Annotated in this window: 15 protein-coding genes; 12 read left to right on the forward strand and 3 right to left on the reverse strand. The window is 70.8% G+C overall.

The features are described 5' to 3' along the window. The first annotated feature begins 3 nt into the window (after positions 1 to 3). A complete protein-coding gene (locus ABZV77_RS37700; protein ID WP_356267030.1) occupies positions 4 to 1,005 on the forward strand; it encodes an ABC transporter substrate-binding protein in 1,002 nt (333 codons plus the stop codon). A gap of 17 nt (positions 1,006 to 1,022) precedes the next feature. Here the strand turns inward: ABZV77_RS37700 and ABZV77_RS37705 are convergent, their stop codons facing one another. Both ABZV77_RS37705 and ABZV77_RS37710 read right to left on the reverse strand, forming a co-directional pair. Then, entirely contained in the window at positions 1,023 to 1,880 is an 858-nt protein-coding gene (locus tag ABZV77_RS37705) for an SMP-30/gluconolactonase/LRE family protein (protein WP_356267032.1), read from the reverse strand. Then, complete coding sequence (locus ABZV77_RS37710; RefSeq protein ID WP_356267034.1) at positions 1,877 to 2,647, reverse strand: IclR family transcriptional regulator; 771 nt, start codon at positions 2,645 to 2,647, stop codon at positions 1,877 to 1,879. The genes ABZV77_RS37705 and ABZV77_RS37710 overlap by 4 nt, the downstream gene beginning before the upstream one ends. A 263-nt stretch (positions 2,648 to 2,910) precedes the next feature. Between ABZV77_RS37710 and ABZV77_RS37715 the strand changes: the two genes are divergently transcribed. The 6 genes from ABZV77_RS37715 to mmsB all read left to right on the forward strand — a co-directional run bounded on the left by ABZV77_RS37715 (position 2,911) and on the right by mmsB (position 10,363). Continuing rightward, positions 2,911 to 4,077, forward strand: a complete 1,167-nt coding sequence (locus ABZV77_RS37715; RefSeq protein ID WP_356267036.1) for a mandelate racemase/muconate lactonizing enzyme family protein — start codon at positions 2,911 to 2,913, stop codon at positions 4,075 to 4,077. Further along, entirely contained in the window at positions 4,074 to 5,087 is a 1,014-nt protein-coding gene (locus tag ABZV77_RS37720) for an alcohol dehydrogenase catalytic domain-containing protein (protein ID WP_356267038.1), read from the forward strand. The genes ABZV77_RS37715 and ABZV77_RS37720 overlap by 4 nt, the downstream gene beginning before the upstream one ends. Before the next feature lie 395 nt (positions 5,088 to 5,482). Next, positions 5,483 to 6,451 (forward strand): hypothetical protein, encoded by a 969-nt coding sequence (locus ABZV77_RS37725; RefSeq protein WP_356267040.1) that lies wholly within the window; start codon positions 5,483 to 5,485, stop codon positions 6,449 to 6,451. A 3-nt stretch (positions 6,452 to 6,454) separates the two neighbouring features. Further along, the gene (chvE, locus tag ABZV77_RS37730) at positions 6,455 to 7,567 is read left to right on the forward strand and encodes a multiple monosaccharide ABC transporter substrate-binding protein (RefSeq protein WP_356267042.1); all 1,113 of its coding nucleotides are present in this window, start codon (positions 6,455 to 6,457) and stop codon (positions 7,565 to 7,567) included. A gap of 17 nt (positions 7,568 to 7,584) precedes the next feature. Continuing rightward, entirely contained in the window at positions 7,585 to 9,123 is a 1,539-nt protein-coding gene (gene mmsA, locus ABZV77_RS37735) for a multiple monosaccharide ABC transporter ATP-binding protein (RefSeq protein ID WP_356267044.1), read from the forward strand. A gap of 10 nt (positions 9,124 to 9,133) precedes the next feature. Continuing rightward, complete coding sequence (gene mmsB, locus ABZV77_RS37740; protein ID WP_356267046.1) at positions 9,134 to 10,363, forward strand: multiple monosaccharide ABC transporter permease; 1,230 nt, start codon at positions 9,134 to 9,136, stop codon at positions 10,361 to 10,363. Between the two features lie 26 nt (positions 10,364 to 10,389). Here mmsB and ABZV77_RS37745 read toward each other — a convergent pair whose 3' ends face one another. Then, positions 10,390 to 11,415 (reverse strand): LacI family DNA-binding transcriptional regulator, encoded by a 1,026-nt coding sequence (locus ABZV77_RS37745; protein WP_356267048.1) that lies wholly within the window; start codon positions 11,413 to 11,415, stop codon positions 10,390 to 10,392. Between the two features lie 177 nt (positions 11,416 to 11,592). On the opposite strand from ABZV77_RS37745, the gene ABZV77_RS37750 reads away from it, so the two are divergent. Genes ABZV77_RS37750 through ABZV77_RS37770 form a run of 5 tightly spaced genes read left to right on the forward strand, consistent with a single transcriptional unit; the run spans position 11,593 to position 15,974 of the window. Then, entirely contained in the window at positions 11,593 to 12,576 is a 984-nt protein-coding gene (locus ABZV77_RS37750; protein WP_356267050.1) for an ABC transporter substrate-binding protein, read from the forward strand. Continuing rightward, positions 12,573 to 13,406: an ABC transporter permease subunit gene (locus ABZV77_RS37755; protein ID WP_356267052.1), complete on the forward strand. Its 834-nt coding sequence runs from the start codon at positions 12,573 to 12,575 to the stop codon at positions 13,404 to 13,406. Before ABZV77_RS37750 ends, ABZV77_RS37755 begins: the two co-directional genes overlap by 4 nt. Next, positions 13,370 to 14,212, forward strand: a complete 843-nt coding sequence (locus ABZV77_RS37760; RefSeq protein ID WP_356267054.1) for an ABC transporter ATP-binding protein — start codon at positions 13,370 to 13,372, stop codon at positions 14,210 to 14,212. The genes ABZV77_RS37755 and ABZV77_RS37760 overlap by 37 nt, the downstream gene beginning before the upstream one ends. Next, positions 14,209 to 14,964, forward strand: a complete 756-nt coding sequence (locus ABZV77_RS37765; RefSeq protein ID WP_356267056.1) for an ABC transporter permease subunit — start codon at positions 14,209 to 14,211, stop codon at positions 14,962 to 14,964. Before ABZV77_RS37760 ends, ABZV77_RS37765 begins: the two co-directional genes overlap by 4 nt. Continuing rightward, a complete protein-coding gene (locus ABZV77_RS37770) occupies positions 14,961 to 15,974 on the forward strand; it encodes an amidohydrolase family protein (protein WP_356267058.1) in 1,014 nt (337 codons plus the stop codon). Before ABZV77_RS37765 ends, ABZV77_RS37770 begins: the two co-directional genes overlap by 4 nt. The last annotated feature ends 58 nt before the right edge of the window (positions 15,975 to 16,032 follow it).

Consider the following 16,032-nt stretch of genomic DNA (forward strand, 5'->3'; position numbering starts at 1 on the left):
CCCATGCCCCACACCAGATCCATCGCCCTCGCCTCCGCGCTCGCGGCCGCACTGGTCCTGAGCGGCTGCGGGGCCGAGATCGACTCGGACGGCGGCGCCGAGGCGTCCGAGAAGAAGGTCACCGTCAAGCGCTGCGGCGAGTCCGTGCCGTACAAGGTCCCCCAGCGGGCGGTCGCGTACGAGGGCGGCAGCGCCGACAAGCTGTTCAGCCTCGGCCTGACCGAGCACGTCCACGGCTATGTGATGCCGCCCGCCAACCCGCCGGTGAGCGAGTCGCCCTGGGCGTCGGAGTACGCCAAGGTGAAGATGCTCAGCGACGATCTGCTCAACAAGGAGCTGGTCGTCGAGGCGGAGTCCGACTTCGTCGTCGCGGGCTGGAATTCCGGCTTCAGCGACCAGCGCGGCATCACCCCGAAGATCCTCGACAAGCTCGGTGTCCAGAGCTTCATGCACACGGAGAGCTGCTTCAACTACCCCGGCCATCCGGAGAAGGTCACCCCGTTCAAGGCGCTCTACACCGATCTGGAGCGGCTCGGCAGGATCTTCCGGGTCGAGAAGAAGGCGGATCAGGTCGTCGGTGACCTGAAGAAGCGCGTGGCGGCCGTGGAGAGGAAGGCGCCCGCGGGCGGCGAGCGGGTGCCGGTCTTCCTCTACGACTCCGGCACCGACCAGCCCTTCACGGCGGGCAGCCAGGTGCCGCCCAACGACATCATCAAGAGCGCGGGCGGCCGGAACGTCTTCGACGGCCTCGACGAGCGCTGGACGCAGGTCAATTGGGAGGCCGTGACCAAGGCCGAACCCGAGGTCGTCATCATCTTCGACTACGGCGACCAGCCCGCGAAGAAGAAGATCGAGTTCCTGAAGAAGTCCCCGCACACCAAGGAGCTGCCCGCCGTCAAGAAGAACAACTTCTTCGTCCTGGACTACAACGAGGGCATCAGCGGGCCGCGCAACATCGACGGCCTGGAGAAGTTCGGGAAGTACCTCAGGGAGCTCAAGGGCTGAGACCGCCGCCCGGGGGCTCAGCCCGCGAAGGGGGTTCCCGGCAGGCCCTGGCCCGCGTCCGGCAGCACCAGGACCGACCCCGCCAAGGGGTGGGGGCGGGCCTGGCCGGTGCGGGCCGTGGTGATGTAGAGGTCCCGCAGTCCGGCACCGCCGAAGGCGCAGGCGGTGGGGCGGCGCACCGGGAGTGCCACGGTCCGGTCGAGCCGTCCGTCCGGTGTGTGGCGGCGGACGGCCGCGCCGTCCCAGAGCGCGACCCATACGCATCCTTCGGCGTCGACCGTGAGTCCGTCGGGGAAGCCCGCACCCTCCTCCACGTACGCGAACGGCCGCCGGTTCAGCACGCGTTGGGCGTCGGGGTCGTAGTCGAAGACGTCGACGCGTCGCGTCGGGCTGTCCACGTAGTACATGAGCCGCCCGTCGGGGCTCCAGCCCGTGCCGTTGCTGACGGCCACGTCGTCGGCCGCTTCGGTGACGGTGCCGTCGGGCGCGACACGGGTGAGGCTGCCGCCGCCGGACGCCTCGTCGTAGCGCATGGTGCCCGCCCAGAGCGCGCCGTCGGGCGCGACGGCCGCGTCGTTTCCGCGGCGGCCCGGCACGGGGTCGCGCACCAGCCAGGTGAAGGGTGCGCCGCCGGGGCCGTAGAGGCCGATGCCGTCGCGGAGGTTGACGACCAGGCCGCCGCCCGCGCGGGGCTTGGCGGCGCCGACGTGCTGTTCGGTGGCCATGACCGTGCGGCGGCCGCTCCCGGGGTCGTACGTGTGGACGCGTGAGCCGAGGATGTCGACCCAGATGAGGCGGCCGGTCGCCGCGTCCCAGGTGGGGCCTTCGCCGAGCGAGGCCTCCGCGCGCACCGCCACGTCGTACGCACGGCTCATCGTGTGCCCCGGTGGCCGAGGCGGAGCGACAGGTCCCCGGCGCCCTTGGCGGCGAGGTCGGCCAGCTCGCGCTCGCGCTCCTCGGTCCAGCGGATCATCGGCACGGAGATGGAGAGGGCCGCGACGACCTGCCCGGCGCCGTCCCGCACCGGCGCGGCCACGCAGCTCACGTCCGGGTTCGACTCCCGGTGCTCGACCGCGACGCCCTGCTCGCGGACCCCGGCGAGGGCGGTGAGGAGCTCGTCCGGGTCGGTGATGCTGTGCGGGGTCATGGCGGTGAACTCCCGGCCCTGGACGCGGGATTCGAGCTCGTGCTGCGGCAGCGAGGCGAGCAGCATCTTGCCGACCGAGGTGCAGTGCGCGGGGAGGCGGCGGCCCGCCGCGGAGACCATGCGCACGGCGTGCGTGGAGTCGACCTTGGCGATGTAGATGACGTCGGTGTCCTCAAGTATGGCGACGTGGACGGTCTCGTCGCAGGTCTCGGCGACCTCCCGGGCCACCTGCCTGCCCTCGGCGGCGAGGTCCAGCCCTTCGGCGTACCGGCTGCCGAGCTGGTAGGTGCGCACGCCGAGGCGGTAGCGCCCTGGCTGATCCGGTATCTGGACGAGATACGAGCGGGCCGCCAAGGTGGTGAGGAGCTCGTGCACGGTGGTGCGCGGCAGCTGGAGTCTGCGGGTGACCTCGGGCGCGGAGAACGTCCCGTCGCCCTCCAGGAACAGTTCGAGTATGTCCAGCGACCTGGTCACCGCGGGCACCAGTCGTCCCATGAGTTCGGCCTCCCACCCTGCGCGCGTCCGAAACTTCGGTCGCTGATCGGTATGACGAACACAGGTTAGGCATGGCGCAGTTCGCGGCGCAATGGCCGCCGGGACCCGGCACGGCGCCCGCCCCGCCACGCCCGCCGAAGACCGTTGCGCACGCCGAAGACCGTTGCGCACGACCCATTGACACCTTCAGGCCACCGTGAATACCGTCACGCCAACATTTCGAACGTGTGACGAAATACCGAACAAGTCAAGGGGCAACTGCCTTGCGCATTACGGGAATCAGCACGCATGTGGTCGGAACGCCCTGGCGGAATCTCACCTACGTCCAGGTCCACACCGACGAGGGCCTGACCGGTGTCGGCGAGACCCGCATGCTGGGCCGCACCGACGCGCTCATCGGCTACCTCCGCGAGGCGGAGTCCCATCACATCCAGGGGTCCGACCCGTTCGCGGTCGAGGACCTCGTGCGCCGGATGAAGTACGGCGACTACGGCCGGGCGGGCGAGATCGTGATGTCGGGCATCGCCGTCATCGAGATGGCCTGCTGGGACATCAAGGGCAAGGCGCTCGGGGTCCCCGTCTGGCAGTTGCTCGGCGGGAAGGTCACCGATCGCGTCAAGGCGTACGCGAACGGCTGGTACACCACGGAGCGCACCCCGGAGGCGTACCACAAGGCCGCCCAGGGCGTCATGGAGCGCGGCTACCGCGCCCTGAAGATCGACCCGTTCGGGACCGGGCACTACGAACTGGACCACGAACAGAGCCTGTACGCGGTGTCGTTGATCGAGGCCGTGCGCGACGCCATCGGGCCCGACGCCGAGCTGATGCTGGAGATGCACGGCCGGTTCTCGCCCGCCACGGCGATCCGGCTCGCGCGCGAGCTCGCGCCGTTCCGGCCCGCGTGGCTGGAGGAGCCGGTGCCGCCGGAGAACCTGAAGGCCCTGGAGAAGGTCGCGGCGAAGGTGGACATGCCGGTCGCGACCGGTGAGCGCATCCACGACCGGATCGAGTTCCGCGAGCTGTTCGAGAGCCAGGCCGCCGACATCCTCCAGCCCGATGTCGGCCACATCGGCGGCATCTGGGAGACCCGCAAGCTCGCGGCCACGGCCGAGACGCACTACATGCTGGTCGCCCCGCACAACGTCGGCGGCCCGGTGCTGACCGCCGCCTCGCTCCAAGTCGGCTTCACCGCACCGAACTTCAAGATCCTGGAGCACTTCAACGACTTCGCGGACGCCGCCATCAAGAAGGTCGTCAAGGGCGCGCCGCAGGTCGATCCGGAGACGGGCTGCTTCGAGCTGTCGCACGCGCCGGGCCTCGGCGTCGAGCTCGACACGGATGCCGCCGCGGAGTTCCCCCAGCAGCAGGCGCGGTTCGACCTGTGGGCCGAGGGCTGGGAGAAGCGCTCGCCCGGCGGGTCCGGCGCATGACGTCGCGCGCGGTCGTCGTCGACCGCCCCGGCAGCCACCGCCTGGTCACCGGGGAGCGCCCCGACCCGGGCCCCGGCGAGGTACTCGTCGAGGTCGCCGCCGCCGGGATCTGCATGAGCGACCGCGAGGTGTACGACGGACACCGCGACGCCGCGTTCGTCCGCTACCCGGTGGTTCCCGGCCACGAGTGGTCCGGCACCGTGGTGGCCGTCGGTGCCGGGGCCGACCCCGCTCTCGTCGGGCGGCGGACCGTCGCCGAGGGGTTCCGGGCGTGCGGGGTCTGCGAGCGCTGCCGGTGCGGCGAGACGAGCCTGTGCACGGGCGGCTACGCGGAGACCGGGTTCACCGAGCCCGGCGCCTTCGCCGACCACGTCGTCGTGCCTGCGCGGCTGCTGCATCCGCTGCGTGACGACGCCGATCTGCGGGCCGCCGCGCTGCTCGAACCGTCCGCCGTGATCGCGGCGGCCGTGCGGGCGGGGCGGGCCAGGACCGGTGAGCGGATCGCGGTGGTCGGCGCGGGGACGCTCGGGCTGCTCGCCGTGCAGCTGCTCGCGGCGGTCAGCCCCGCCGAGCTGGCCGTCGTCGATCCGCGCGAGGCCCGCGGGGCGCTGGCGCTGGGCTTCGGGGCGACCTGCACGTTGTCGCCCGCGGAGGCGGAGGCGGTCCATGGCTCCTTCGACCTCGTGGTCGAGACGGCGGGGGCGCCGACGACGGCCGCGTCGTCCTGTCTGCTGGCCCGCAGGGGCGGGCGGGTCGTGCTCACCGGGATGTTCACGGCGGGCGCCGTGGGGATCGATCCTGTGCATCTGTCGCTGAGTCAGCTGGAGGTGCGGTCCGTGTTCGGGGCGTCGTCCGCGGCGTGGGGGGAGGCGGTGCGGGCGTTCAGGCTCGGGCTGTTGGACCCGGCTGCCCTCATCACGCACGAGTTTCCGCTGGAGCGGTTCGGGGAGGCGGTTGCCCTGGTCGGGGGCGGTGATCCCGGGACCGGCAAGGTCTTGCTGCTGCCCTGAGCTCTTTGGCTGCGGGCCGCGTGTGGCTGGTCGCGCAGTTCCCCGCGCCCCTGAACAGCACCCCGCGACACCGCCTTGCCGACTCGGTCCCCTGAACGGCACCCCGCCACACCGCCTCGCCGACCCGCTACCCCGAACGGCACCCCCGCCACACCGCCCGGCCGACCCGCACCCTGAACAGCACCCCGCCACACCGCCCGGCCGACCCGCACCCCTGAACGGCACCCCGCGACACCGCCTGGCCAACCCACGCCCCTGAACAGCACCCCGCCACACCACCCGGCCAACCCACGCCCCTGAACAGCACCCCGCCACACCACCCGGCCAACCCACGCCCACCGAACCGAACCTCGTTCGAAATATCGGACGAGTGTGGCCGAACGTAAAGGACAACCGTGACCGACCCTTCCACCGCCCTCCCCCGACAGCCCGGCGAACCCGCCCTCACCGCCCTCGGTCTCGCCGCCCCCTCCCCCGATCCCGCCGACGCCTCCCCGCACGCCTTCCCGGACGGCGGTGCCTGGCGGGTCGAGATTCCCTCGGTCGAGGGGCCCGAGGCGCTCGGCGTCGTGCTCAAGGAGTCCGCGCGGCTCGACGTGCCGATCCACCGCATCAGCCAGGGCAGCGGCGTCTGGATGCTGTCCGACACCGAGATCACCGACATGGTGGGCGGCGCCGCCGAGCGCGACATCGAGCTCTGCCTGTTCACCGGGCCGCGCGGCACCTGGGACACCGGCGCCTCCGTGCGCACCGACTCGCACGGTGCCGGGCTGCGCGCCCGGGGCCATGACGGGGTCGCCGGATGCGTCGAAGACGCCGTGCGGGCAACGGAGTTGGGCGTCACGTGTCTGCTCGTCGCCGACGAGGGCGTGCTGTGGACGCTGCACCGGGCCCGGACCGCCGGGATCATCCCGGCCGACACCACGTTGAAGGTGTCCGCGCTGATCGGCCCGGTCAACCCGGCCGCCTACGCGGTCTACGAGCGGCTCGGCGCGGACTCGCTGAACGTACCGAGTGATCTGACGCTCGCTCACCTCACCGAGATCCGCCGGGTGTCGGGCGCTCCGATGGACCTGTACGTCGAGGCGCCGGACGACCTCGGCGGCTATCTCCGCATGTACGAGATCGCCGAGCTGATCCGGCGCGGCGCCCCCCTGTACCTGAAGTTCGGGCTCGCGAAGGCGCCCGGGATCTATCCCTACGGCGCCCATCTGCGCGACCTCACCCTCGACACCGCCCGCGAGCGGGTCCGCCGAGGGCGGCTCGCCCTGGACCTCCTGGCCCGGCACGGCGCCGACGGCGGGATGTCTCCGCTCGGCTCGCGGCTGCCCGGCGACCTGAACCGCTTCCCGGAAAGGAGCTGACCCATGCCCATCCGCACGCGCCTCACCGCCGCGGTGGCCACCGCCGTCCTGCTCGGCTCGCTCACCGCCTGCGGCCAGGAAGCCAAGGGCGGCAGCCGCTACAAGCCGGACGCCGGAAAGGGCGCCACCATCGGCCTCTCGATGCCGACCAAGTCCTCCGAGCGGTGGATAGCCGACGGCAAGAACATGGCGAAGCAGTTCCAGAAGGCCGGTTACAAGACCGATCTGCAGTACGGCGACGACAAGGTCGAGAACCAGATCGCCCAGCTGGAGAACATGATCACCAAGGGGCGCGGTCTCCTGGTGGTCGCCGCCATCGACGGCTCCGCACTCACCGACGTCCTGGGGCGCGCGCACGACGCGGGCATCCCCGTGATCTCGTACGACCGGCTCATCCTCGGCACGGAGAACGTCGACTACTACGCGTCGTTCGACAACGAGCGCGTCGGCCGCCTCGAGGCGCAGTACATCGTCGAGAAGCTGAAGCTCGGCAAGCCGGACGACACGTCCGGCGACACGTACAACATCGAGCTCTTCGCGGGGTCGCCGGACGACAACAACACCAAGTACTTCTGGAGCGGCGCCATGAAGGTGCTGCAGCCGTACTTCAAGAGCGGCCGCCTCACCGTCCGCAGCAAGCAGACGAAGATGAACCAGGCCACCACGCTGCGCTGGGACGGCGGCACCGCGCAGAAGCGCATGGACGACCTGATCAGCAAGAACTACGGCACGGAGAAGGTCGACGCGGTCCTCTCGCCGTACGACGGGATCTCGCTCGGCATCATCTCGGCGCTGAAGAGCGCGGGGTACGGCTCCAAGAGCAGACCGCTGCCGGTGATCACCGGTCAGGACGCGGAGCTCGCGTCGGTGAAGTCCATCATCAGGGGCGAGCAGACGCAGACGGTCTTCAAGGACACCCGCAAGCTGGCCGCGCAGACCGTAGCCATGGGCGACGCCGTACTGAACGACAAGAAGCCGAAGGTCAACGACACCACGGGGTACGACAACGGCAAGAAGGTCGTGCCGTCCTACCTCCTCGACCCGGTCAGCATCGACAAGAAGAACACGCAACTCCTCGTGGACGAGGGGTACTTCACGGCGGGGCAGCTCAAGTGAGGCGGCCCGTCCTCGAGATGCGCGGCATCACCAAGACGTTCCCCGGCGTCAAGGCGCTCTCCGACGTGAATCTGACCGTGCGCGCCGGAGAGATCCACGCGGTCTGCGGCGAGAACGGCGCGGGCAAGTCGACGCTGATGAAGGTCCTCAGCGGCGTCCACGAGCACGGCAGCTACGACGGCGAGATCCACTTCGAGGGCGAGCGGATGGCCTTCAAGGACATCCGCGCCAGCGAGCGCCACGGCATCGTGATCATCCACCAGGAGCTGGCGCTCGTCCCCCATCTGTCCATCGCCGAGAACATCTTCCTCGGCAACGAGCAGGCCAGCCGGGGCTTCATCGACTGGCACGGCACGCTGCGCAGGGCGAGCGCGCTGCTTGAGCGGGTGGGCCTGCACGAGAAGCCGCAGACGCCGGTCGCCGACATCGGCGTGGGCAAGCAGCAGCTGGTGGAGATCGCCAAGGCGCTGTCCAAGGAGGTGAAGCTGCTGATCCTGGACGAGCCGACCGCCGCGCTCAACGACGAGGACAGCGCGAAGCTCCTCGACCTCATCGTGGAACTGCGCGAGCAGGGCATCGCCAGCATCATCATCTCCCACAAGCTGAACGAGATCCGGGCCATCACCGACTCGGTGACGATCCTGCGCGACGGACAGACCATCGAGACCCTGACGGTCCGTGAGAGTCCGGACGCGGAGCCGCAGTTGTCGGAGGAGCGCATCATCCGCGGCATGGTCGGCCGCGACCTCGACCACCGCTTCCCCGACCGCACGCCCTACGAGGGCGAGGACGCGGGCTCGCTCGCCCTCTCCGTCGCCAACTGGACGGTGCGGCATCCGATCGACCACCAGCGCAAGGTCGTCGACGACGTGTCGCTGACCGTGCGGCGCGGCGAGATCGTCGGCATCGCGGGGCTGATGGGCGCGGGCCGCACGGAGCTCGCGATGTCGGTCTTCGGGCGCTCCTACGGCCAGTACGTCACCGGCACGGTGTCGGTGGGCGGCCGCGAGGTCGCGACGAAGACGGTGCCCGCCGCGGTCGACGCGGGCATCGCCTATGTCACCGAGGACCGCAAGCAGTACGGCCTCAACCTCATCGACAACATCAACCGCAACATCTCCCTGGCCTCGCTGCCCGGCATGCGGCGCAAGGACGGCTTCGTGGACGGGCACCGCGAACGCTCCGTCGCCGAGCGCTACCGGAAGTCGATGAACATCAAGGCGCCCACCGTCTTCGAGCAGGTGGGGCGGCTCTCCGGCGGCAACCAGCAGAAGGTCGTGCTCAGCAAGTGGATCCACGCCGACCCCGAGGTGCTGATCCTCGACGAGCCGACGCGCGGCATCGACGTCGGCGCGAAGTACGAGATCTACACCGTCATCGACCGGCTCGCCGCCGCGGGCAAGGCGGTGCTCTTCATCTCCTCCGAACTCCCCGAGCTGCTCGGGATGTGCGACCGGATCTACACGATGGCCGAGGGCCGGCTGACCGGTGAGGTCGACCGCGCGGACGCCACCCAGGAACTCCTGATGCGCCACATGACCAAGAACAGAAGCTGAGGCCTCCGCCATGACGACCACGACCAAGCCATCGCGCGGCACATCGTCCGCGCCGTCCTCCCGGCAGTCCGTCGGCGAGCTGCTGCTCCAGAGCGTGCGCGCCAACATGCGCCAGTACGGCATGCTCATCGCCCTGGCCTTCATCGTCGTCCTCTTCCAGATCTGGTCGGACGGCGTCCTCCTGCTGCCGAGCAACGTCTCCAACCTGATCCAGCAGAACGGCTACATCCTCATCCTGGCCATCGGCATGATGATCGTCATCATCGCGGGCCACATCGATCTGTCCGTCGGTTCACTGGTGGCCTTCGTCGGCGCGATGTCGGCGGTGATGATGGTCAAGCACGACATGCCGTGGGTGCTCGCGCTCGTCCTGTCGCTGCTGATCGGCGCGGTCGCGGGCGCGTGGCAGGGCTTCTTCATCGCGTACGTCGGCATCCCGTCGTTCATCGTGACGCTCGCCGGGATGCTGCTCTTCCGCGGTCTCACCCAGATCGTCCTGGAGGGCCAGTCGCTGTCGCCGTTCCCCGACGGCTTCCAGAACATCGCCAAGGGCTTCATCCCGGAGATGGGCCCGTACACGCAGTACCACAACCCGACGCTGGTCATCGGCCTGGTGACGGTGGCGTTCCTGGTCTTCCGGGAGTGGCGCAGCCGCAAGCAGCAGCTCGCGTACGACCTGGACGTCACACCGACGAGCCTGTGGGTGGCCAAGCTGGTGGCGATCACCGCGGCCGTCGTCGCCTTCACGCTGACCCTCGCCAGCTTCCGCGGTGTGCCCGTGGTGCTGCTCATCATGTGCGGTCTGCTGATCGGTCTCGGCTATGTGATGCGCAACGCGGTCATCGGCCGCCACGTGTACGCGCTCGGCGGCAACAAGGCGGCGGCGAAGCTGTCCGGCGTGAAGGACAAGCGCGTCACTTTCCTGATCTTCGTCAACATGGGCGTGCTGGCGGCCCTCGCGGGCTGTGTCTACGCGGCGCGGCTCAACGCGGGCACCCCGCAGGCGGGCCTGAACTTCGAGCTGGAGGCGATCGCGGCCTCGTTCATCGGCGGCGCTTCGATGAGCGGCGGCGTGGGCACGGTGATGGGCGCGGTGATCGGCGGCCTGGTCCTCGGCGTGCTCAACCAGGGCATGTCCCTGGTCAACATCGGCACCGACTACCAGCAGGTCATCAAGGGGCTCGTGCTGCTGGCCGCGGTCGGGTTCGACGTCTGGAACAAGCGCAAGGTCGGCCGCTAGCCCACCCCGCCCCCGCGGCGGGTTCGTCAGCGCGTCCGTGCGCGCCGGGCCGTCGTCTCCCGGGGGACGAGCCGATGGCTGAGCGTGGTGGTCGACGCGGGGGCGGTGTCGGGGCCGGGCGGGGCGTCGACGATGTGGCGGGCCGCCATGGCGCCCATCTCGTACAGCGGCAGGCTCACCGTCGTCAGGCCGACGTGCCGCGCCACCCCGAGGTCGTTGATGCCCGCGACGGAGATCTCGCCCGGCACGTCGATCCCCGCCTGCCGCAGGGCGCTGAGCACGCCGACCGCGGCCTCGTCGTTCGCGGCGAGGACGGCTTCGGGCAGCGGCGGCCGCGCGATGAGCCGCAGGGCCGCGGCGTGCCCCGCCTCGTGATCGAAGCCGCCCGGCACGCAGCGCACCTCGTCGGCGAGTCCGGCGGCGGCAGCGCAGGCGAGGAATCCTTCCCTGCGCTGCCGGGTGACGGTCATGCCGGACGGGCCCTCGATGAACGCGATCCTCCGGTGGCCCAGCGAGACGACGTGGTCGGTGACGTCATGGGCGGCGGCGCGGTTGTCCACGGTGACCGTCGGGCAGCCGAGGGTGCGGTCGGCGAGCGCGACGGCACGGATGCCCTGCTCCCGCGCCTGCCGGACGGCCTTGACCAGGGCGGGCAGCTGCGGATCGGCGATGAGGCCGCTGCCCGCGAAGATCACGCCCGCGGCGCGGTAGTCCCGCATGACGCGCAGCCTGCCGAGCTCGGTGTCGGTGCGCCGGTCGACGTTGGAGAGCATGGTGACGTAACCGGCCTTGGTCGCCACGTCGTCCACCCCCCTGGCGATGACCGAGAAGTACGGGTTGACGATGTCGCTCACCAGGACGCCGACGAGACGGCTGTGGGGCGAGACCATCGCGCGCGCCAGGGCGCTCGGCGAGTATTCGAGCCGCTCGGCCGCCGCGAGGACCTTGGTGCGCGTCGCGGCCGACACAGGATGGTCCGACCCGCTGAGCACGCGCGACGCGGTGGCCACGGCCACGCCCGCCTCTCGCGCGACGTCCACCAGTGAACTCACGGCCCACCCCCATGGGAAAGGTTTTCCTCAACCTCGCACAGAGCGCCGTGGATTCACAAGGGAAAGGCACAACTCACCTGTGATGTGGGCGACTTGAGGCTTGACCATTCCGCGTGAGAGGTGGCTAGCCTCGAAGAAAGGAATACGTTTTCCTCACCGCTGTCCCAGGGGGATGCCATGCACGCCCGGAGACTCTTACCCACCGCAATCGCGGCCCTGACCGCCCTGACCGCGACCGCCTGTGGCGGCCCCGGCACCCACACCCGCGCCGACGGAACGCTCTCGTTCACCGTCGCGGTCGTCGAACCTGACCTGACGACCGTGCCGGTCCTCGCCGCCCTCGACGCCGTCCGCGACCGGGGCCACCAGGTCGACGTCGTCGAGCTCGCCGAGCCCGAACTGGCCGTCGAAGGGCTCGCCAAGGGCCAGTACGCGATCTCCGCCGAGGCCACGGGCCCGGCGCTCAGCGCCATCGAGCAGGGCGCTCCCATCAGGATCATCGCCGACGCCATCGGCAATCAGTGGGCCCTCTACGGCAGGCCGGGCGTCTCGTCCTGCGACGACCTCGGCGGGCGCCCGTTCGGCATCTTCAGCGAGGGCGCGGTGGCGACGGCCATCGCCAAGGACTGGGTGGGCGCCGAGTGCGGCGGCGAGCGCCCCCGGTATCTGACGATCGGCGGCTCGGACGTGCGCGCGCAGGCCCTCGCGTCGGGGGAGATCGACGCGACACCGCTGGAGCTCTCCGACGCGGTGTCCCTCGATGCGTCCGGCGCCTCCGGGTTCACCAAGGTCGTCGACTTCGCCGAGAGCCTGCCGGACCTGCATCCGCAGACCGTGTACGCGAACTCCGGCTTCCTCGGCGAACACCGCGCGGTTGCCCAGGAGTTCGTGACCGCGCTGGTGCGGGAGCACTCAAGGATCACCGCGGATCCGCGGCGCCTCGTGGACCTGGCGCAGACCCATCTGCCCGCGGAGGAGCGGGCGGACGTGGCCCGGGTCGCCCGGCGGTACAGCGACGCGAAGCTCTTCGACGCGGCGGCCCTGACGTCGCGCAACGTCCAGGGCACCATCGACTTCTTCGCCCGCGCCGGGGTGATCGGACCGGGAATGACCGCGCAGGACGCGGCGGACCTCGGCTTCGTCGAGGAGGCGACGTCATGACGCTCCACCGGCGGATCCCGGTGCCGCTCCACCGGCAGATCCCGGTACCGCTCCACCGGCGGATCCTGCGCGCGGACCTGCCCTACCAGCTCCTGACGTTCGCGCTCTTCGCCACGGTCTGGGAGCTGTACGCCCGCGAGCGCGGCGGCCTGCTCCTGCCCACGTGCACGGAGACGGCGCGCGCCACGGTCGCCCTCCTCGGCGAGGCGGAGCTGTGGCGGGCCCTGTACGTCAGCAACCAGGCGCTGGCGCTCGGCTTCGCCCTCGCCCTGGCCCTCGGCGTCCCCGCGGGCATCCTCCTCGGCAGGTTCCGGCGCCTCGAGCGGTACGCGGACGTCTACGTGAACATCCTCCTCGTCACGCCCATGGCGGCGGTCATCCCGCTGCTGGTGATGTCGATGGGCGTGGGGACCGCCTCGCGCACCGTCCTCGTCACGGTCTTCTCGGTCGTGATGGTGCTCGTGAACAGCCGCGCGGGCGTACGGCAGGTCGACCCCTCGCTGATCGAGATGGCCCGCTCCTTCGGCGCGGGCGAGCGGCAGATCTGGGCACGGATCCTGCTGCCCGGCGCGCTGCCCGCGGTCATGACGGGCGTCCGGCTCGGCCTCGGGCGTGCGGTCACCGGCATGGTCGTCGTCGAACTCCTCATGGTCTCCGACGGTCTCGGCGGACTGATCCTCAAGTACCGGGGCCTGCTCAAGGCCCCCCTTCTCTACGGCACCATCGTGATCATCCTGGTGGAGGCGCTGCTGCTGATCTCCGTCGCGCGGTGGGGCGAGCACAAGCTGACCCGATGGGCACGGACACAGACGGCAGGGGGCGTCCGGTGATCAGGATCCAGGGACTGGCCAAGCGTTTCACCGGGCAGGACGGCAGCACCGTCGAGGCGCTGCGGGACGTCGACCTCGACGTGGGCGCGCACGAATTCCTGACCGTGCTCGGGCCCAGCGGCTGCGGCAAGACCACGCTGCTCAAGGCCGTCGCCGGGCTCGTGCCGTGGGACGACGGGGACATCGTCGTCGACGGCGACCCGGTGCGCGGTCCTGGCCCCGACCGCAGTGTGGTCTTCCAGAACTTCGCGCTGCTGCCGTGGGCCACCGTCCTCGGCAATGTGGCGTTCGGCCTGCGGATGCGCGGCGTCGGCCGGGCCGAGCGCGAGGAGCGGGCCCGCGCGCTGATCGCCGCCGTCGGCCTCGCGGGCTTCGAGACCAAGCTGCCCGGCGAGCTGTCCGGCGGCATGCAGCAGCGGGTCGGCATCGCCCGTGCGCTCGCCGTGCGGCCCCGGGTGCTGCTCATGGACGAGCCGTTCGGTGCCGTCGACGAACAGACCCGCCGCCTCCTCCAGGAGGAGCTGCTCACGATCTGGGAGGAGCACCGGCCGACCGTCGTGTTCGTCACCCACAGCCTGGAGGAGGCCGTGCTCCTGGGCGACCGCGTCGTCCTGATGAGCGCCCGCCCCGGACGGATCGCCGACATCGTGCCGGTCGACCTGCCCCGGCCGCGCCCCACCGACGTCGCTGCCCTGGGACGGTCGGGGCGGTACACCGAGCTCACGGCATACCTGTGGGACCGGCTGCGCGCCATGCACGCGGAGCACCGCCCGTCGTCCGCCCGGCAGGCCGGGGCGGCGTCATGAACCTCCCCGCCGCACCGCTCGCACTGGCCCTCGGCGCCGGGGCCTGGGAGCTGACCGGGCGCCTGGCGGACGCGTCGTTCTTCCCTCCGCTCAGCACGGTGGCGGCCCGGCTCGGCGAGCTGACGGCCGACGGGGAGCTGCTCGCCAATCTGGGCGACAGCCTGGCCAACCTGACCCTCGGGTTCGCCCTCTCCCTGCTCGGCGGTCTGCTCACGGGCCTGGCCATGGGCCGCTTCCGCAAGGTCGAGGCCGCCCTCGACGTGTACGTCAACGCGTTGCTCACCGCCCCGACGCTGGTCTTCGCGCCGGTGTTCTTCTCGCTGCTCGGCGCGGGCCGCGCCTCGGTCGTCGCGGTGGTCGTCACGTACGCAATGTTCGTGATCACCGTGAACACGGCGGCGGCCATCAAGTCCGTGCCCGCACACCTGGTCGAGATGGCGCGCTCCTACGGGGCGGGCGAGTGGCAGGTCCTGGTGCGCGTCATGCTCCCGGCTGCCGCTCCCCTGATCATGGCGGGCGTGCGGCTCGGTGTCGGGCGGGCGGTCACCGGCATGGTCAACGGCGAGATGTTCATCGCCGTCGTGGGCCTCGGCCATGTCGTCACCGAGGCGGGCGGGCGCTTCGACAGCGCGGGCGTGCTCGCCGTGCTCGTGGTCGTGATCGCCGTCGCGCTCGGGGCGATCGGGCTGGTCCAGGCCGTCGACCGCAGACTCAACCGCTGGGTGCCGGACACCTCGAGGGGAGCACGATGAAGATCGACGCGTACAGCCACATCCTGCCCGCGCCCTACTTCGCCCGGATGCGTGAACTCGCGCTCGACCAGGGCATGTTCAAACGCTGGCTGGAGCTGCCCGCACTGCACGACGTCGACGCGCGACTGCGCATGATGGACGAGTTCGGCGACGGCTACCAACAGGTGCTCACACTGTCCTCGCCGCCCGTCGAACTCCTCGCGGGTCCCGGTGAGTCGGCGGCCCTGGCGCGGCTCGCCAACACGTCGATGCGCGAGTTGTGCGACCGCCACCCCGACCGCTTCCCGGCGTTCGTCGCCGCGCTCCCGATGAACGACCCGGACGCAACGATGACCGAACTCGGCCACGCCCTGGACGACTTGGGCGCGCGGGGAGTGCAGGTCTTCACCAACGTCGGCGGGCGGCCGCTGGACGATCCGGAGTTCGCGCCCGTCTTCGACGAGATGGCCCGCCGCGACCTGCCCGTCTGGATGCATCCGGCGCGCGGCGCCGCCTTCGCGGACTACGCCACCGAGGACACCTCGGCGTACGAGATCTGGTGGGCGCTCGGCTGGCCGTACGAGACGAGCGTGGCCATGGCCCGCCTCGTCTTCTCCGGGCTCCTGGAACGGCACCCGGACATCAAGATCATCACTCATCATCTGGGCGCGATGATCCCCTACCTGGAAGGCAGGATCGGCCTCGGCTGGAGCGACCAGCTCGGCAGCCGCACGGCGGGCGAGGAGTACGACCGGCTGCGCCGCGCGCGGCTGCCGAAGCGCCCGCTGGAGTACTTCCGCCGCTTCTACGCCGACACGGCCCTGTCGGGCTCCGCCATCGGCACCCGCTGCGGCCTGGACTTCTTCGGGCCCGACCGCGTCCTGTTCGGCACCGACTGCCCCTTCGACCCCGAGGGCGGCCCGCTCTACATCCGCGAGACCATCCGCGTCATCGACGGCCTGGACGTCACCGAAGCCGAGCGGGAACGGATCTACCACCGCACCGTGCGGCGGCTGATGCGGCTCGACTGAACGGGCCCGGCCGCAGCGCCCCCGCCGGTGGTGACCGGCGGGGGCGCTCCCCCGTGCC

The organism is Streptomyces sp. NPDC004732, assembly GCF_040609235.1.
Taxonomy (GTDB): domain Bacteria; phylum Actinomycetota; class Actinomycetes; order Streptomycetales; family Streptomycetaceae; genus Streptomyces.